This is a genomic window from Martelella alba (assembly GCF_006516955.1).
GTDB classification, from domain to species: domain Bacteria; phylum Pseudomonadota; class Alphaproteobacteria; order Rhizobiales; family Rhizobiaceae; genus Martelella; species Martelella alba.
Genome location: NZ_VHLG01000002.1, coordinates 554,443 through 569,831 on the forward strand (window position 1 = coordinate 554,443; position 15,389 = coordinate 569,831).

The 15,389-nt window shown below is 57.9% G+C and carries 18 protein-coding genes; 6 read left to right on the forward strand and 12 right to left on the reverse strand.

Features of this window, described 5'->3' with window-relative positions; genetic code table 11:
* Positions 1-646: 646 nt before the first annotated feature.
* The 3 genes from FJU08_RS05955 to phaR all read left to right on the forward strand — a co-directional run bounded on the left by FJU08_RS05955 (position 647) and on the right by phaR (position 1,870).
* The gene (locus tag FJU08_RS05955; RefSeq protein WP_141148041.1) at positions 647-802 is read left to right on the forward strand and encodes a DUF3309 family protein; all 156 of its coding nucleotides are present in this window, start codon (positions 647-649) and stop codon (positions 800-802) included.
* Positions 803-862: 60 nt separating this feature from the next.
* Positions 863-1,051, forward strand: coding sequence for a YMGG-like glycine zipper-containing protein (locus FJU08_RS22700; protein WP_181409761.1), 189 nt, complete (start codon positions 863-865; stop codon positions 1,049-1,051).
* A gap of 267 nt (positions 1,052-1,318) precedes the next feature.
* Positions 1,319-1,870, forward strand: coding sequence for a polyhydroxyalkanoate synthesis repressor PhaR (gene phaR, locus FJU08_RS05965; RefSeq protein ID WP_141148043.1), 552 nt, complete (start codon positions 1,319-1,321; stop codon positions 1,868-1,870).
* Between the two features lie 295 nt (positions 1,871-2,165).
* Here phaR and rpmF read toward each other — a convergent pair whose 3' ends face one another.
* From rpmF to FJU08_RS05980, 3 genes are all read right to left on the reverse strand, one after another.
* Positions 2,166-2,351 (reverse strand): 50S ribosomal protein L32, encoded by a 186-nt coding sequence (rpmF, locus tag FJU08_RS05970; protein ID WP_141148044.1) that lies wholly within the window; start codon positions 2,349-2,351, stop codon positions 2,166-2,168.
* Between the two features lie 161 nt (positions 2,352-2,512).
* The gene (locus FJU08_RS05975; protein ID WP_141148045.1) at positions 2,513-3,160 is read right to left on the reverse strand and encodes a glutathione S-transferase family protein; all 648 of its coding nucleotides are present in this window, start codon (positions 3,158-3,160) and stop codon (positions 2,513-2,515) included.
* 96 nt (positions 3,161-3,256) lie between these two features.
* Positions 3,257-3,952 carry a biosynthetic peptidoglycan transglycosylase gene (locus FJU08_RS05980; RefSeq protein WP_235890589.1) on the reverse strand — a complete coding sequence of 232 codons (696 nt, stop codon included), beginning with the start codon at positions 3,950-3,952 and terminating at the stop codon, positions 3,257-3,259.
* Positions 3,953-4,123: 171 nt separating this feature from the next.
* Between FJU08_RS05980 and FJU08_RS05985 the strand changes: the two genes are divergently transcribed.
* Both FJU08_RS05985 and FJU08_RS05990 read left to right on the forward strand, forming a co-directional pair.
* The gene (locus FJU08_RS05985) at positions 4,124-5,041 is read left to right on the forward strand and encodes a polyprenyl synthetase family protein (protein WP_141148047.1); all 918 of its coding nucleotides are present in this window, start codon (positions 4,124-4,126) and stop codon (positions 5,039-5,041) included.
* Between the two features lie 4 nt (positions 5,042-5,045).
* Positions 5,046-5,879 carry a glycerophosphodiester phosphodiesterase gene (locus FJU08_RS05990; protein WP_141148048.1) on the forward strand — a complete coding sequence of 278 codons (834 nt, stop codon included), beginning with the start codon at positions 5,046-5,048 and terminating at the stop codon, positions 5,877-5,879.
* Between the two features lie 6 nt (positions 5,880-5,885).
* On the opposite strand, the gene FJU08_RS05995 is transcribed toward FJU08_RS05990, so the two are convergent.
* Together FJU08_RS05995 and FJU08_RS06000 are read right to left on the reverse strand one after the other, a co-directional pair.
* Positions 5,886-6,152 carry a hypothetical protein gene (locus tag FJU08_RS05995; RefSeq protein ID WP_235890604.1) on the reverse strand — a complete coding sequence of 89 codons (267 nt, stop codon included), beginning with the start codon at positions 6,150-6,152 and terminating at the stop codon, positions 5,886-5,888.
* Between the two features lie 98 nt (positions 6,153-6,250).
* Positions 6,251-7,258: a 2-hydroxyacid dehydrogenase gene (locus FJU08_RS06000; RefSeq protein WP_141148155.1), complete on the reverse strand. Its 1,008-nt coding sequence runs from the start codon at positions 7,256-7,258 to the stop codon at positions 6,251-6,253.
* 170 nt (positions 7,259-7,428) lie between these two features.
* On the opposite strand from FJU08_RS06000, the gene FJU08_RS06005 reads away from it, so the two are divergent.
* Positions 7,429-7,968, forward strand: a complete 540-nt coding sequence (locus FJU08_RS06005) for an SH3 domain-containing protein (protein ID WP_141148050.1) — start codon at positions 7,429-7,431, stop codon at positions 7,966-7,968.
* A 17-nt stretch (positions 7,969-7,985) separates the two neighbouring features.
* Here the strand turns inward: FJU08_RS06005 and ubiG are convergent, their stop codons facing one another.
* The 7 genes from ubiG to infC form a co-directional block, all read right to left on the reverse strand.
* Positions 7,986-8,735, reverse strand: a complete 750-nt coding sequence (gene ubiG, locus FJU08_RS06010; protein WP_141148051.1) for a bifunctional 2-polyprenyl-6-hydroxyphenol methylase/3-demethylubiquinol 3-O-methyltransferase UbiG — start codon at positions 8,733-8,735, stop codon at positions 7,986-7,988.
* 75 nt (positions 8,736-8,810) lie between these two features.
* Positions 8,811-9,188, reverse strand: a complete 378-nt coding sequence (locus FJU08_RS06015; RefSeq protein WP_141148052.1) for a rhodanese-like domain-containing protein — start codon at positions 9,186-9,188, stop codon at positions 8,811-8,813.
* Positions 9,189-10,154: 966 nt separating this feature from the next.
* A complete protein-coding gene (gene pheT / locus FJU08_RS06020; RefSeq protein ID WP_141148053.1) occupies positions 10,155-12,596 on the reverse strand; it encodes a phenylalanine--tRNA ligase subunit beta in 2,442 nt (813 codons plus the stop codon).
* Positions 12,597-12,608: 12 nt separating this feature from the next.
* On the reverse strand, positions 12,609-13,691 hold the full coding sequence (pheS, locus tag FJU08_RS06025) for a phenylalanine--tRNA ligase subunit alpha (protein ID WP_141148054.1): 1,083 nt from the start codon (positions 13,689-13,691) through the stop codon (positions 12,609-12,611).
* Between the two features lie 155 nt (positions 13,692-13,846).
* A complete protein-coding gene (gene rplT / locus FJU08_RS06030) occupies positions 13,847-14,251 on the reverse strand; it encodes a 50S ribosomal protein L20 (RefSeq protein WP_141148055.1) in 405 nt (134 codons plus the stop codon).
* A gap of 43 nt (positions 14,252-14,294) precedes the next feature.
* Complete coding sequence (gene rpmI, locus FJU08_RS06035) at positions 14,295-14,495, reverse strand: 50S ribosomal protein L35 (protein ID WP_141148056.1); 201 nt, start codon at positions 14,493-14,495, stop codon at positions 14,295-14,297.
* 205 nt (positions 14,496-14,700) lie between these two features.
* Positions 14,701-15,237, reverse strand: coding sequence for a translation initiation factor IF-3 (gene infC / locus FJU08_RS06040; RefSeq protein WP_141148057.1), 537 nt, complete (start codon positions 15,235-15,237; stop codon positions 14,701-14,703).
* Between the last annotated feature and the right edge of the window lie 152 nt (positions 15,238-15,389).

Here is a 15,389-nt window from a genome sequence, read left to right on the forward strand (position 1 = left end):
CCAAGGGACCTGCCCCCAACAGTGTCGTCTTCAATTGCGGCGCCATCCTCCCGATGAGCGCCAGCGCATCTCTGTATAGATGGCTCTTGGCCTGCCTGCAAGCAAGGAGGCGTGCAGTTTTTCCCGTTTCAGGCCCGTAGACGTTAAGAATTGGAACAAATGCGAACGAAAAGGCGACGAATCGCTCACCTCATCGGCTTCCCGCTTTGTTCACGGCTAGATCTAGAGGATCAGAGCATCACGGCCACGATATATCGACCGAGAGAACAGCAGAGCGCGTTCACCGGCGGCAGAACGGCGCAGCGCTGTTAATCTTTCCTGCCAAAAGCTTAACATTTTCGCGCCTGCGGCCTGTCCGGCGAGGTGACATGTCCGACATCGCGAAAGCAGCCAAAATTAACGTTCGGGCCAAAGCCGGAACATATCGGCGACGAATCACAGACAGCGCTATTTTCCCTTTTTGTTCACCGCTACATATAGCGTAATTTACTGTTTTTTAACCATATATTTCTCTGGAGCACTCGATAGAGCCCCCATTCGAACCCGGTTTTGTTAACCTTTTGCGCCAGGGCATTTGATAATTTTCGGGAACCGGAAGCGGCATTTGTGAATTCTTCATTTCAAGTGAAATCAAAGGAGCTTCCAGATGCTCGGAACCATACTTCTCATTGTCCTTATCCTGCTCCTGATCGGCGCACTGCCAAGCTGGGGCTATTCGCGAAGCTGGGGTTACGGCCCGTCGGGTGGTGCCGGCCTGCTGGTGCTGATCATCATTGTGCTCTTACTTTTGGGCTATCTATGATAAAATCAGGCTGGTTCGGCGCGGAAAACAGCCGGCGACAACAGCCAAAGGAAACACGCCATGAAAAAAGCCCTTCTTGCAGCACTGCTCGTCCTGCCCCTGACCGCCGCCTGCACGACCACGCAACGCAACACCACGATCGGCGCCGCCACAGGTGCTGCGATTGGCGGCGTTGCCACCAACAGCTGGGGCGGCGCGGCCATTGGCGGTCTCGCGGGCGGCGCAGTCGGCGCAGCCGTTTCCCGCTGATACATTCAGCCGCAACGCCGTGTGAGCGTCTGCGGCACTGCAATCACCAAGCGTCATGCAGCCCTTAAGGAATGCGTGACGCTTTTTCCTTGCAGCGCTTTCTTACAAGGGCGACGGCCAGAATCTTCAACTTCAGGCTGAGACAGCCCTGACATTTACCTTTTACGCAGTCGCAACAAGACAAAGTGATTGTAACCGAGCCATTTTTGCGGTTACATCATCGACGGGAAGAGGAATAAACGAATAAATCGCGGGGAGGAGGCAAATATGCCCGGAAGCGAAAGTAACACTGTCATCAAAAAATACGCGAACCGCCGTTTGTACAATACCGGTACAAGCAGCTATGTGACGCTCGACGATCTGGCAACAATGGTGAAAAAAGGCGAGGATTTCACCGTTCGCGACGCCAAGACCGGCGATGACATCACTCATATGGTGCTCACCCAGATCATTTTTGACCAGGAATGCCGTTCCGGCCAGGCACTGCTGCCGGTTTCCTTCCTGCGCGAGCTGATCAGCTATTACGGCGATCAGATGCAGGCCATGCTGCCAGGCTTTCTTGATCACGCCATGAAGGCTTTCAGTGAGCAGCAGCAGCATATGCGCGACCAGATGGACCGCGCACTCTATGAAAACCCGCTAAAGCGCCATCTCTATCAAAGCGAGAGCGACGAACGCCCAATCGGCCGCTACCAGCCACTGGTGGCCAGCGCCCGGCGTGAAACAGAAGACGCTAACGGCAAGGCGGAGACCACCCATGCGCTGGATGATCTGAAGAAACAGCTTCAAGTGCTTCAGGAACGCCTCGAAAACATGTGACCGCCGAAACCGCCAGCATGCATTTCCCGTCCCGTCGCCGTCAATGCCCCGGACGCGCGGGATGGGCAGCGTTTTCTTCGCATGCGATCGGGTAACGACCTGACTTCACATCACCAGACAACAAAAGACAGCGGCCCGGCACATGCCGGACCGCTGTTTCAATTTGACGATCATAAAGCCGCTAGAGCACCGTGCATCCATTCAGAGGCACAAAGGACGCTCTAACCCATTGAATCTACAGCATCGGCCCGAAAATCGATACCGATTTTCGGGCCGATGCTGCAGGCTTTCAAGATCAGGCGTTTTCCTTCGGTGCCAGAACCTGGCGGCCACGATACATGCCGGTCTTCAGATCGATGTGATGCGGACGGCGAAGCTCGCCCGAATTCTTGTCCTCAACATAGGTCGGGGCGCTGAGAGCGTCGGCCGAACGGCGCATGCCGCGCTTGGACGGGGACTTTTTACTTTTCGGTACAGCCATTGTACTACTCCACTTGCGGCAAGACATGGTCACCGTCGGAAACATCCAACCGCAAGATCCATCTCTCACAAACTTGAAAATTTGGCGCGCTTATACAGGGCCAGAAGCCTTTTGACCAGTCCTTTCGATGTTTTTTTAAAAGAACGGCCGCTCGCCGATATTTATACCTCATCCTCCGGCACAATCCAACTCTCCGCCAGCGCGCCATCGCGCCAGCGCTGATAGGCCGGCAGCGAACGCATGGTCGACATATAGGCAAGCGTTGTCTCGTCGGTGACCAGATCGAAGACCTCGAACCGGTTGACCACCGGCGCGAACATGGCGTCGGCGGCAGTGAAGGTCGAAAACAGGAATGGACCGCCGGAACGCTTGATCGCCTCGCGCCAGATCGTCTCGATCCGCTTCACGTCGCGCTTCACGGCATCCGAAACGGCAATCGCCTCCGGCCTGCGACGGAAATTCATCGGGCAGGCGCCGCGAAGGGCGGTGAAACCGGCATGCATTTCCGCCGCGATCGCCCGCGCCTGCGCGCGTTCGGCGCGGTCTTCCGGCCACAGCCCGGCCTCGGGAAAAAGCTCGGCCACATATTCGATGATTGCCAGCGATTCATGAATGATAAGCGAAGCATGATGGAGAGCAGGAACGCGGCCGACCGGGGAGATCTCAAAGAAACGCGGATTGCCCGCAGGAAAATCAAAGGGGATCAGCTTTTCCTTGAAAGCGATGCCGGTCGCTTCCATCGCGATCCAGGGTCTCAGCGACCAGGAGGAATAGTTCTTGTTGCCGATATAAAGGGTCAGATCGCTCATGAATTATTGTCCTTTCAGCCTGCGCCCCTCCGCACATAATCAACCTTTGCGCGCATACAGGGTTTTGCAGCCAAACACAAATTGAAACAGGTTATATCAGTCATAAAGGCAGGTGATATAGCTTCCGGATTTACGCCCCAGCCGCTCCACCCGGTCGGCAAGTGCATTCATGTGCGCTGACGGCGCTGCAGCCTGACGGCCATCCGGATCGGGCAGGGAGACAGCCAGTAATGCCGCCTGCCGACGCGACAGTTTCGAAGCCGGTATGCCAAACTGGTTTTGTGCAGCCGCCTCGATGCCGTAGACGCCCGGGCCCCATTCGGCAATGTTGAGATAGATTTCCATGAGCCGCTTCTTCGACCAGACAGCATCGGCGGCCAGCGCCAGCGGCAGTTCCAGCCCCTTGCGCAGATAGGACCGGCCATTCCACAGATAGAGATTCTTGACCGTCTGCATCGGAATGGTGCTGGCGCCGCGCGTCTCCTCACCCGCAAGGGCCTGATCGATAACCGCACGATATTCCCGCCAGTCTACACCATGGTGGTTACAGAACTGGCCATCCTCCGACATCATCACCGATTGCACCAGAACCGGCGCGATATCGTCAAAGGCAACCCATTGCCGGTCATATCCCTGAAAAGTCACCAGCCGCGCCAGCATCGGCGTCGATACCGGATGCACAAAGGCAGGCAGATAGAGCGGCAGCAGAACATAGGGCAGGAGCAGCAACAATATCAGCAACAGAACGAGGCGTCGCAGGAGACGCTGCGGCCGGCTCTTTCGTGAAGTCATGGTCGGTTGCGTTTCCTCTGCCTGAGACCCGGCCATCGCCGCAGCTTGTACCTGAAATAGCTGCCTCTCTGTTTAGCCCGAAATACCAGCCGTTAAAAGCCGCATGCGACAATTCTTCGACCGGCGCCAAATCCTGTTGAATATGACGGGCCACCATGCCAAGAGACGGGCATGACAAAGCCCGCCGAAGACTTTTTCTCTGCCCGTCTGACAGAGGCCCGCATTGCCGTCGAGAAAAGCCTCGACGCGCTTCTTCGCGCCGACCCGCCGGACGGCGAAACCGCACGGCCGGCTGACCTGCTGGCCGCCATGCGCCATGGCGTGCTGAATGGCGGCAAGCGTTTTCGCCCCTTTCTCGTCATCGAAACGACAAGGCTTTGCGGCGGTGATCCGGACGCTGCCACACGGGTAGCGGCGGCCCTTGAATGCATCCATTGTTATTCTCTGATCCATGACGATCTGCCAGCCATGGATGATGATGATCTCAGGCGCGGCCGGCCGACCGTGCACAAGGCCTTTGACGAGGCAACCGCCATTCTGGCCGGCGACAGCCTTTTGACGCTCGCCTTCGATATCATCGCCGATGATGCGACGCTGCTTGCAGCGCAAGCCCGTCTGCTGCTGGTGAAAAAGCTGGCTCAGGCCGCAGGCCTTGGCGGCATGGCCGGCGGACAGGCGCTGGACCTCGCTGCGGAAAAGAAAAGTCCTGACGAGACAGGGATCATCACGCTTCAGGCGATGAAGACCGGAGCGCTGATCCGCTTTGCCGCAGAGGCTGGCGCCATCATTGCCGGCGCCGATGAAACAAAACGCGCAGCCCTTGCCCGCTATGGCGCCGTGATCGGTCTGGCCTTCCAGCTGGCCGATGACTTGCTCGACCTGACAGCGGATGCCGAGACCATGGGCAAGGCAACGCAGAAGGACGCCGCACATGGCAAGGGAACGCTGGTCTCACTTCACGGACAGAACTGGGCAACCGCCCGCCTCAACCAATTGATTGCAGAAGCCGAAACGCTGCTCGCCCCCTTTGGCCATGAGGCCGAATGCCTGGTCGAGGCCGCCCGCTTCGTCGCCAATCGCAGGAATTGATCCGATGCCCCTTCCCATCGTCCTTGAAACCGATGGCCATGTGACACTGCTGAAATGGCACCGTGGCAGGCGCAATCTCACCGACACGCCCTTTGCCGGCAGCCGCATTCTTCAGGGCATGACCGCAGGCGCAAGCGTCGAGATCGACCTTCAAATCCATGGCGAGGGCGGCATGGTCGTTCTGCATGACCCGTTGCTGGAGCAATCGACCACCGGAGTTGGGCCGGTTGCTGCAACCCCTTCGGCAGGTTTTGCAGGCGTCAACCTCAAGACCAAAGACGGCGCTGACAGCGGCGAAGCGGTGATGCTGCTTGACCGGCTGACACAGCTGATCGCAAGCCGCCCCATTGGCAGGACGGCATTGCTGCAGCTTGATTTCAAGGACAGGCTTGCCGATTTCCACGATAACACGGTCGATGCCTTCACCAGGGCCGTTGGCCCCGTTGCGCGCCATATGATCCTCTCAGGCGGCGATGCCGATGCGGTCAAAACACTCTCCACAGGCCTGCCGGATCTCGCCATCGGCTACGATCCCTGCCTCTATGGCGCCATGGAACGGGTTCTGGAAAGCGGTAATTTTTCCGGCTTCGTCGATGATGCGCTGAAAGCCGCGCCCTGGGCCAGCATGATCTATCTGCATGTCGATCTGATCCTTGAAGCCGACCGCACGGGCTTCGATATGATCGGTGCCTTCCATGCAGCGGACAAGACTGTTGACGCCTGGACCATCCACACGGTGAACGAGTCAACGCGTTCGAAAATCGCCCGCCTTCTCGAACTGAAGGCAGATCAGATCACCACCGACGATGCCGACGGACTGTTTGCCGCCTTTGGCTGAGCAGCATCAGCAACCAATCTGACTGCGGATGCGCCGGACCTCGGACAGCGAAGAACAGACATTTTCGCACGGAATACCATCGCCATCACCACGGCTATAGCCCCCGCACCAATGGCGAACCGCATCAGCGCAGCTTGTCGCCATCTTGCAGGACCAACCCGCAGCCAGATGAACAAGATCATTCGGGATCGGCGTGAAAAAGGCCGGTTCCGCCGATAGGCTGGCGGGCAGCAGCAGGCTGAAGACAAAAGCAAGCGGCAGGAAACGGTTCATCGGCAAAGGCTAATACGTCCGGCACGCCAAGCCAATGCATTTTTACATGCCCGTTTTACATGCCCTTTGATGGCCACCCCAACCGCGGCGTCCTCAGCTTACGTTCGCCCCGGCAGAACCCGGTTTGGCGGGCGGTGACCGTCATAATAGGCGCGGATATTGATGATGACGCGGTCGCCCATATCGATACGGCTTTCGATCGTGGCGGAGCCAAGATGCGGCAGCAGTACCACCTTGCCGGCCCTGGCAAGCGCAATCAGCCGCGGATTGATCGCCGGTTCGTTTTCGAACACATCAAGTCCCGCACCGGCAATCTTGCCCTCTTCAATAAAGCGGATCAGCGCGTCTTCATCGATCACATCACCGCGCGCCGTGTTGACCACATAGGCTTCCGGCTTCAACAGCGCCAGCCGCCTTGCGGATAAAAGGTGAAAGGTTGCCGGTGTCGCCGGGCAATTGACCGACACGATATCGACGCGGGCCAGCATCTGGTCGAGGCTGTCCCAATAGGTCGCTTCCAGCTCGGCCTCGGTTGCCGGATTGATGCGGCCACGATTGGAATAATGGACCGATAGCCCGAAAGCGCGGGCGCGCCGTGCCACCGCCGTACCGATGCGCCCCATGCCGACAATGCCGATCCGCTTACCCCAAATCCGCCGGCCAAGCATCCAGGTCGGCGACCAGCCGGGCCAGTCGCCGGGATTGCCGTTGGCAATCAGGCTTGCGCCTTCAGCCAGCCGGCGCGGCACGGACAGGATCAGCGCCATGGTCATGTCGGCGGTATCTTCCGTCAGCACATTGGGCGTATTGGTGACCGTGATGCCCTTGCGCGCGGCCGCATCGACATTGATATGGTCGAAGCCATTGGAAAAACTCGCAATCAGCTTCAACTGCGGGCCAGCCTCGGCGATCAGCGCCTCATCGATCCGGTCTGTTACCGTGGGCACGAGCACGTCGTAACGCTTCACTGCCGCCACCAGCTCATCATGGGTCAGTGGCTTGTCCGCTTCGTTGAGCGTCGTGTCAAACAATTCGCGCATTCTCGCTTCCACGGCATCGGGCAGCTTGCGCGTGACAAAGACAGTCGGCTTCTTGCGGTTGGTCATGGCGTCACGTGTCATTAACAGCTCGTTAAACATGTCGGGCGATAATGCACCCGTTCAGAATTATTTTCCACTTGCGGGCCAAAACGGCCGCTTCTGTCCGGCAGGTTGCGCGGAACAGCAAGTCTTCGACCGGGTGCGAAATGACAGGAAGGATGGCTTCGGGCTGAGACATGAAAGCGATATCCCGTCTCATTGGAGCACTTCTGTGCGCGCTTATTCTTGCTGTAACGCTCACACCGGCTCAGGCCCAGACAAGCGAAAGGCGCGGTGCATCTGGTGAACCCCTGCCGCGTTTTGTCGTGATCAAGCCCGATCGTGCACGCATGCGCGTTGGCCCCGGCTTCAACTACGCCACCAAGTGGATCTATACCAAGCCCGGTCTTCCCGTCGAGATTATCGAGGAATATTCCACCTGGCGGCAGATCCGCGATGCGGACGGCACCGAGGGCTGGATGCATGTCTCGGTTCTCTCCTCCAAGCGCAATGCCATGGTTACCCCGTGGCTGCGCGGCAGCGCCGACAAGCAGTTTCTCGACGTCAAGGCCAGCAATAACGACAATGCCCGCAACGTCGCCTCGCTTGAGGCCGGCGTCATCGTCAGCCTGGAAAGCTGTGATGGCACATGGTGCGAGATCGCCAAGCAAGGGATCAAGGGCTATATGCACCAGAACGACCTCTGGGGCGCCTATCCGGGCGAAGTCTTCCACTGAGCCCCCTTTGGCCCGCCTCAGATGGCGGGCTTTTCCGCGAGAATCATATAGTTGACATCCGTATCGCGCGAGCGGTTCCAGCTATTGGCCGCCAGGTTGAAGAACACGCCCTGACGCTCGATGATGGAAAGCCCCGCCGCCTTGAGCGGCGTCTCGATCTCTTCAGGCTTGACCAGTTTTTCATATTGATGGGTGCCGGGCGGCAGCCAGCGCAAAACCCGTTCGGCGGCAAAAATCGCCAGCGCCGCAGCCTTCAGCGTACGGTTGATCGTGGCGACGAACATCATCCCGCCCGGCCGGACCAGTGAGGCCGAGGTGGTGAGGAAGAAATCGACGTCGGCGACATGTTCCACAACCTCCATATTCAGGACGATATCGAATTGTTCGCCCGCTTCAGCCAGCGCTTCGGCAGTGGTGGCGCGGTAATCGATCTCGATACCGGTCTCACCGGCGTGGGTTACGGCAATGCCGATATTCTTTTCCGAAGGATCAATGCCGGTAACACTGGCACCCATGCGTGCCAGCGGTTCAGACAACAGCCCGCCGCCGCAGCCGATATCGAGAATGCGAAGACCTGCGAGCGGCCGCGCTGATGTCTCGTCAAGGCCAAAATGACCACAGGCCTTTTCGCGGATATAGCCGATACGCACCGGATTGAACTTGTGTAGCGGCTTGAACTTGCCATGCGGATCCCACCACTCGGCGGCGATCTTCGAAAACCATTCGACCTGGGATTCGTCGATTGTCGTCCTGGCCGCTTCGCTCATCGGAACTGTCTCCATTGCTGCTTCGACCTCAGATATAGAAGCCGGGATCGCGCGCGGCAAGGCGAAGCTTTGTCTTTAAGGCACCATCCGTTTCGGCGCGCCGGTTGCCATATCGGTGGCGATATAGGGTAGTTTCGCCACCTTCCAGGCCCCGAACCCGCCTTCCATATGGGCAATACGGCCAAAGCCCGCACCAAGGCACATATCGGCAACCCGGCCCGAACGGATGCCGGAACCGCAATGCAGCACGATCCGCTTGCCATCCTGGGTCGGAAAGTTTTTCGGATCGGTAAAGGCCATCGGCGACAGCAGCGAGCCCTCGATATGCTCAAAGGCGTATTCGGCCGGTGTGCGCACATCGATCAGCACGATCTCGCCGGCATCGAGCGCCGCGGCCACCTCTTCCGGCGTCCAGGTCTCGATAATTCCGTTATTCAGCTCTTCACTCTTCATCGCTTTCTCCCGCGCTCAGCAAACCGTCTTCACGCAAGTTTAGCGCCTTCTATTATGCGTATCTACGTATAAATTAAATCTTCTCCACTCACCGGGAGTGCATTTCGACCTGAATGAACCAGTTCGGCGCCCTACCTCATTGTTTTCGCATCATGACCCTGTCGAGCCGCGCATCGCTCCCGTCGGATCAGGCTCCAACGGCGAACTGAATACTCGCTTGAATTTCCCCGCGAAGAAAACAAATATTTCCTGAATACCCTCATACTCCTGTATTTTTCTTACATAAAAATTAGATGTTTCGCTAATACAGTTATAGATGAAAAAATATATTAGTTTTCAACTTGAATATAAATAAACAACTATCAAATAATTTTGAAAATTTTATATTTTTTATATTATTGGAATCTTTGTATTATTTGTATCGACTGCCTTTTTTTTGAATGGAGGATGCCGTTTTGTTTTATCGTGACAAAACCCGAGGTGCCCGTTTCGGGTTCAAATTTTATGGCGCCGTTGCTCTATGCGCTTTTTTGGCCACGTCGTGTTCAGAGCAAGACACCAGCCAAGATGGCAAGCAAAACGGTCACGATGGCGGGAATGGTACAGCGAACATGCCAGGATGCCCGGGTGGCACCAAGGTATCGCCAGACGGCAAATTTTATCTTCCCGGCACGACTTCACAATGCAACCCAAGTGCGGATGACCGCCGGGAACAGACACGGGAACCAAACGGATGAGGTCGCAGCCCGGAGGGACTACCGTCCGGCTGCGCCATTTGCTGTTAGCCCCACATTTGCAGCAAGCCTGACGGCAAGTCGTTGAGGCAAAACCTGCAAGGCATGCCAAAACAGCGCAGTGTTCGCTGCTTGCCAAAAACATGTTCGGCGGAACCATTGGCTCCGCCGATCCTAAAGGCTATCGATCGCCACGGTAAAGAAGCCTTGCAAGCGTCATCGCAGGCTGAAGTCAGCCGCGGATCACGCCACCGGTCGATTTTTCGACATTGGCGACGATCTTCTTCGTCAGCGCTTCGAAGTCCTCGTCAGCCAGGGTCCGCTCACTTGGCTGGATCTTCACCTCGACCGCAACCGATTTCTTGCCCTCGCCCAGCGAAGCACCTTCGAAAATATCGAAGACCGTGACACTGGTGATCAATTTGCGATCGGCCGATGACACAGCACGCTCGATGGCTGCGGCTTCAACGCTGTGATCGACGACAAAGGCGAAGTCGCGGGCAACAGCCTGGAAGGCAGACAGCATCAGCGCCGGCTTGGTCCGGGTCGCCTTCTTCTTCGGATCAGGCATCGCATCAATGAAGATCTCGAAGCCGCAGAGCTTGCCCGTCACATCCAGCGCTTCCAGCACATTCGGGTGAAACTCGCCGAAATGGCCAAGCACGATCTTCGGCCCCATCTTGATGGTGGCAGAACGGCCCGGATGATACCAGTCCGGCCCGCCGGCAACGATCTGCACATTGCCCATCGGCAGGCCGCAGGCCTCCAGCACAGCCAGTGCATCGGCCTTTGCGTCAAACACGCCGACGGCGCGGCCGGCGCCCGTTTCACCGTTCGACCACATCCGGCCCGCACCGGCAAGGCTTGCGGTGCCGCGACGGATACCGCCAGCCACGCGACGCTGGCCTTCCGGCGTATCGTTCTCATAGGTGCCGGAAACTTCAAACAATGCCACGTCGCCATAGCCCTGATCGGCATTGCGCTGGGCAGCCATCAACAGGCCCGGCAGCAGCGAGGGGCGCATATCCGACATATCGGCAGCAATCGGATTGGCAAGCTTGAGCGACGGATCGCCACCGCCGAAAAGCTTCGCCTGTTCTTGCGAAATGAAGGACCAGGTAACGGCTTCCAGCATCGAACGGGCGGCAAGCTCGCGCCGCGCCAGCCGCGAGCGGATCTGCAGCACCGTCAGGATCTTCTCATTCACCGCGCCTGCATGCGGCAGCGGTTCCGGGCGGATCTCATCCACGCCATGAATGCGCATCACCTCTTCCACCAGATCGGCCTTGCCATCGACATCCGGCCGCCAGGAGGGCACCGAGACCGACACCGTCTCGCCATCCCCTGCAACGCCGAAGCCGAGATGGGTGAGGATCGCGCGCGCTTCTGCCGAGGGAACGTCAAGGCCGGTCAGGCGCTTCACTTCCGAGAACGGGAAGGAGATGATCTTTGCCTCGTACCCCTTGTAGCCAACCACGGTTTTTTCGCTCGCCGTGCCGCCGCACAGTTCCAGCACCAGTTCGGTGGTGCGCTCCAGCCCCGGAACCATATATTCGGGGTCAACACCGCGCTCGAAACGATAGCGCGCATCGGTGATGATGCCGAGATCGCGGCCCGAACGGGCGATGTTCATCGCGTCCCACAATGCCGATTCAATCAGCACATCGGTCGTGTTCTCATCGCAGCCGGAATGCTCGCCACCCATGATGCCGCCGATCGATTCAACGCCATTGTCATCGGCAATCACGACATTGTTTTCGGTGAGCTTGTATTCACGCTCGTCGAGCGCCAGGATCGTCTCCCCGGCTTTTGCGCGGCGCACGGTCAGCGAACCCTTGACCTTGGCAGCGTCGAAGACATGCATCGGCCGGCCCTGATCAAAGGTCATGTAATTGGTGATGTCGACCAGCGCATTGATCGGCCGAAGGCCGATGGCGATCAGGCGCTGTTGCATCCATTTCGGGCTCGGGCCATTCTTGACGCCGCTGACGAGGCGCAGCGCAAAACCGGGGCAGAGATAGGCGTCGTCTTCGGCAAAATCGAGCGTCAGCGACACCGGCGTCTTGCCGTCCGTGGCAAAGGAAGGAGCCTTCGGCGCCTTGAGCGTGCCGAGACCGGAGGCTGCCAGATCCCGGGCGATACCGTAAATGCTGGTGCAATCGGGACGGTTCGGCGTCAGATTGATCTCGATGACCGGATCGTCAAGCCCCGCATAGGCGGCAAAGGACGCGCCCACCGGCGCATCCTCGGGCAGATCGATGATGCCGTTATGGTCATCCGACATGTCCAGCTCTTTTTCCGAGCACATCATGCCCTGGCTCTCGATACCGCGGATCTTGCCGACCGAAAGTGTGACATCGATACCCGGCACATAGGTCCCCGGCAGCGCCAGCGCGCCGACAAGGCCGGTCCGCGCATTGGGCGCGCCGCAGACGATCTGCAGCGGCTTGCCGCCATTGACGGACGGCCCGGCATCAACGGTCAGCACCCGCAGCCGGTCGGCATCGGGATGCGGCCTGGCGTCGATGACCATGGCGATGGTAAAGGGCTTATAGGCCGCCTTGTCGTCAACATCTTCGACCTCAAGCCCGATCGTCGTCAGCCTTTCGCAGATGTCTTCAAGCGTGGCATCGGTATCCAGATGATCCTTCAGCCAGGAGAGTGTGAATTTCATGATCTTTCTCCCTTAAGCGCTCAACCCGGCAAACAGCGTCGGAATGTCGAGCGGGCGGAAGCCGTAGTGATTGGTCCAGCGCTGATCGGCGGCGAAGAAATCGCGCAAGTCCGGCATGCCGTATTTCAGCATGGCGATACGGTCGAGACCCATACCCCAGGCAAAGCCCTGATAGACATCGGGATCAAGCCCGCAATTCTTCAAAACATTCGGATGAACCATGCCGCAGCCGAGGATTTCCATCCAGTCATTGCCTTCGCCGAACTTCACCTGCGGACCGGAACGGTCGCACTGGATATCCACCTCGAAGGAGGGTTCGGTAAAGGGGAAGAAGGACGGGCGGAAACGCATCGTCACGCTGTCGACCTCGAAAAAAGCCTTGCAGAATTCTTCCAGCGTCCAGCGCAGATGGCCGACATGGGTCACCTTGTCGATCACGAGCCCTTCGACCTGATGGAACATCGGCGAATGGGTGGCGTCGGAATCCTGACGATAGGTCTTGCCGGGCGCAACGATGCGGATCGGCGGCTCCTGCGCTTTCATCGTGCGGATCTGCACCGGCGAGGTGTGGGTGCGCAGAACCTTGCGCTCGCCTTTCTCGTCCGGCTGGAAGAAGAAGGTATCGTGCATTTCTCGCGCGGGATGGCCTTCGGGGAAGTTCAGCGCGGTGAAATTGTAATAATCGCTTTCGATATCCGGCCCTTCGGCAATGGCAAAGCCCATGTCGCCGAAAATCGCGGTGATCTCGTCAACGATCTGGCTGACCGGATGGACCCGGCCGGCCTGCGACGGCGACGGCCTGACCGGCAGCGTCACATCCACCGTTTCGGCCTTCAGCCGGGCGGCAATGGCAAGCTGCTTCAGTTCTGCCTTGCGTGCAGCAATCAGCTCGGTCACGTCCGTTTTCAGCGCATTAATGGCCGCACCACGCGACTTGCGCTCGTCCGGGGTCATCTTGCCAAGCGTCTTCAACAGCTCGGAGACCGAGCCCTTCTTGCCGATGGCGGCAACCCTGACCGCCTCAATCGCCGCCTCGTCTTCAGCCCCGGCGATCTCTGCCGTGAGCTTCGCCTTCAGATCTTCAAGATCGGACATCTTGCCTCTCGCTTGCCGGAAGGGCCCTTGCCCCCACCCTCGTGAATGATCGTTTATTCCGTTTTCCTGACGGAAACGTGAAAAACCCGCGACAGGCCGTGCCAGCGCGGGTTTCCCAAAATATGAAAGGAAGTAAAGCTTGGGAAGCGCTGGCTTTAGGCTACAGCGCTTTCAAACTCGTTGGCCGTACCTTCTTCCTTGAGGTATTCCAGGCCCTTCTTGGAAGCAGCAACCAGCGCTTCGAATGCCTGCGGCTCATGGATCGCCATGTCGGAGAGAACCTTGCGGTCAACTTCGATGCCAGCCTTGTTCAGACCATCGATGAAACGGCCATAGGAAAGGCCATATTCGCGAACGGCAGCGTTGATACGCTGGATCCACAGCGCACGGAAATTGCGCTTGTTAACCTTGCGGTCGCGATAGGCGTACTGCTTCGACTTGTCGACAGCTGCCTTGGCGGTGCGGATGGTGTTCTTGCGACGGCCGTAGAAACCCTTGGCCTGCTTCAGAACCTTCTTGTGCTTGGCATGGGCGGTAACGCCGCGTTTTACACGTGCCATATCATGATCTCCTTAGAATTCTTTTTCGGTTCAAACGCAGCGATTACTTGCCGTAAGGCATGAACTGCTTGACGATCTTGGCATCGGCTTCCGACAGAACCATCGTGCCGCGCGCATCGCGAATGAACTTGTTGGAACGCTTGATCATGCCATGGCGCTTGCCAGCGGCAGCGACCTTGACCTTGCCGGTCGCGGTGATCTTGAACCGCTTCTTGACCGACGATTTCGTCTTCATCTTGGGCATTTTGCTACTCCATTATTGTTTGATCGAAACGGGAGACGACCCCGTTCCAGCATTTTGAACAGACACGGCATGCCCTGCCGGCCTGTTCGGACGGCGCGCTTATACGCGTTTTGTTTTCGAAACGCAACCGCTTGAGAAAAAGCTTTCGCCGCCCGCGATGAACCATCGGGCGGCGTATGTTTCGCTCGCGAATGTCGGATCGGAATTACTTCGGCGCCAGAACCATCAGCATCTGACGGCCCTCAAGCTTCGGCTCGGCTTCGACCTTGGCGTATTCCGCCGTGTCTTCCTTAACCTGCGATAGAAGCTTCATGCCAAGTTCCTGGTGCGCCATTTCACGGCCACGGAAACGAAGTGTCACCTTGACCTTGTCGCCACCTTCGAAAAAGCGGCTCATCGCCTTCATCTTCACCTCGTAATCGTGGCTGTCGATGTTGGGGCGCATCTTGATCTCTTTGACCTCGACGACTTTCTGCTTCTTGCGAGCCTCTGCAGCGCGCTTCTGGTTGGCATATTTCAGCTTTCCGAGATCGAGGATCTTCACCACGGGTGGTGCAGAGTTCGGCGCGATTTCCACCAGATCAAGCCCGGCCTCCTCGGCCATTCTCAGGGCTTCGTCGGTCGGTACCACACCCTTGTTTTCCCCGTCTTCAGTGATCAACTGCACCTCGCGCACGCGAATGTCGCGATTGGCGCGGGGGCCTTCTTTGGTCGGGGGGGCGGCTCTGTGAGGTCTGCGAATGGTCGTTGTCTCCTAAAAAATTGACAATCAGGGTTATAACGTTCCCTTGCGAAAAATGTTTCATTCTTCGCCATGGGAGATAGTTGTTCTGAATGGGCAACGTCAATAACACAGAAAAAAAAGAAAATCACCTGCCGATCATGGACCAAAAG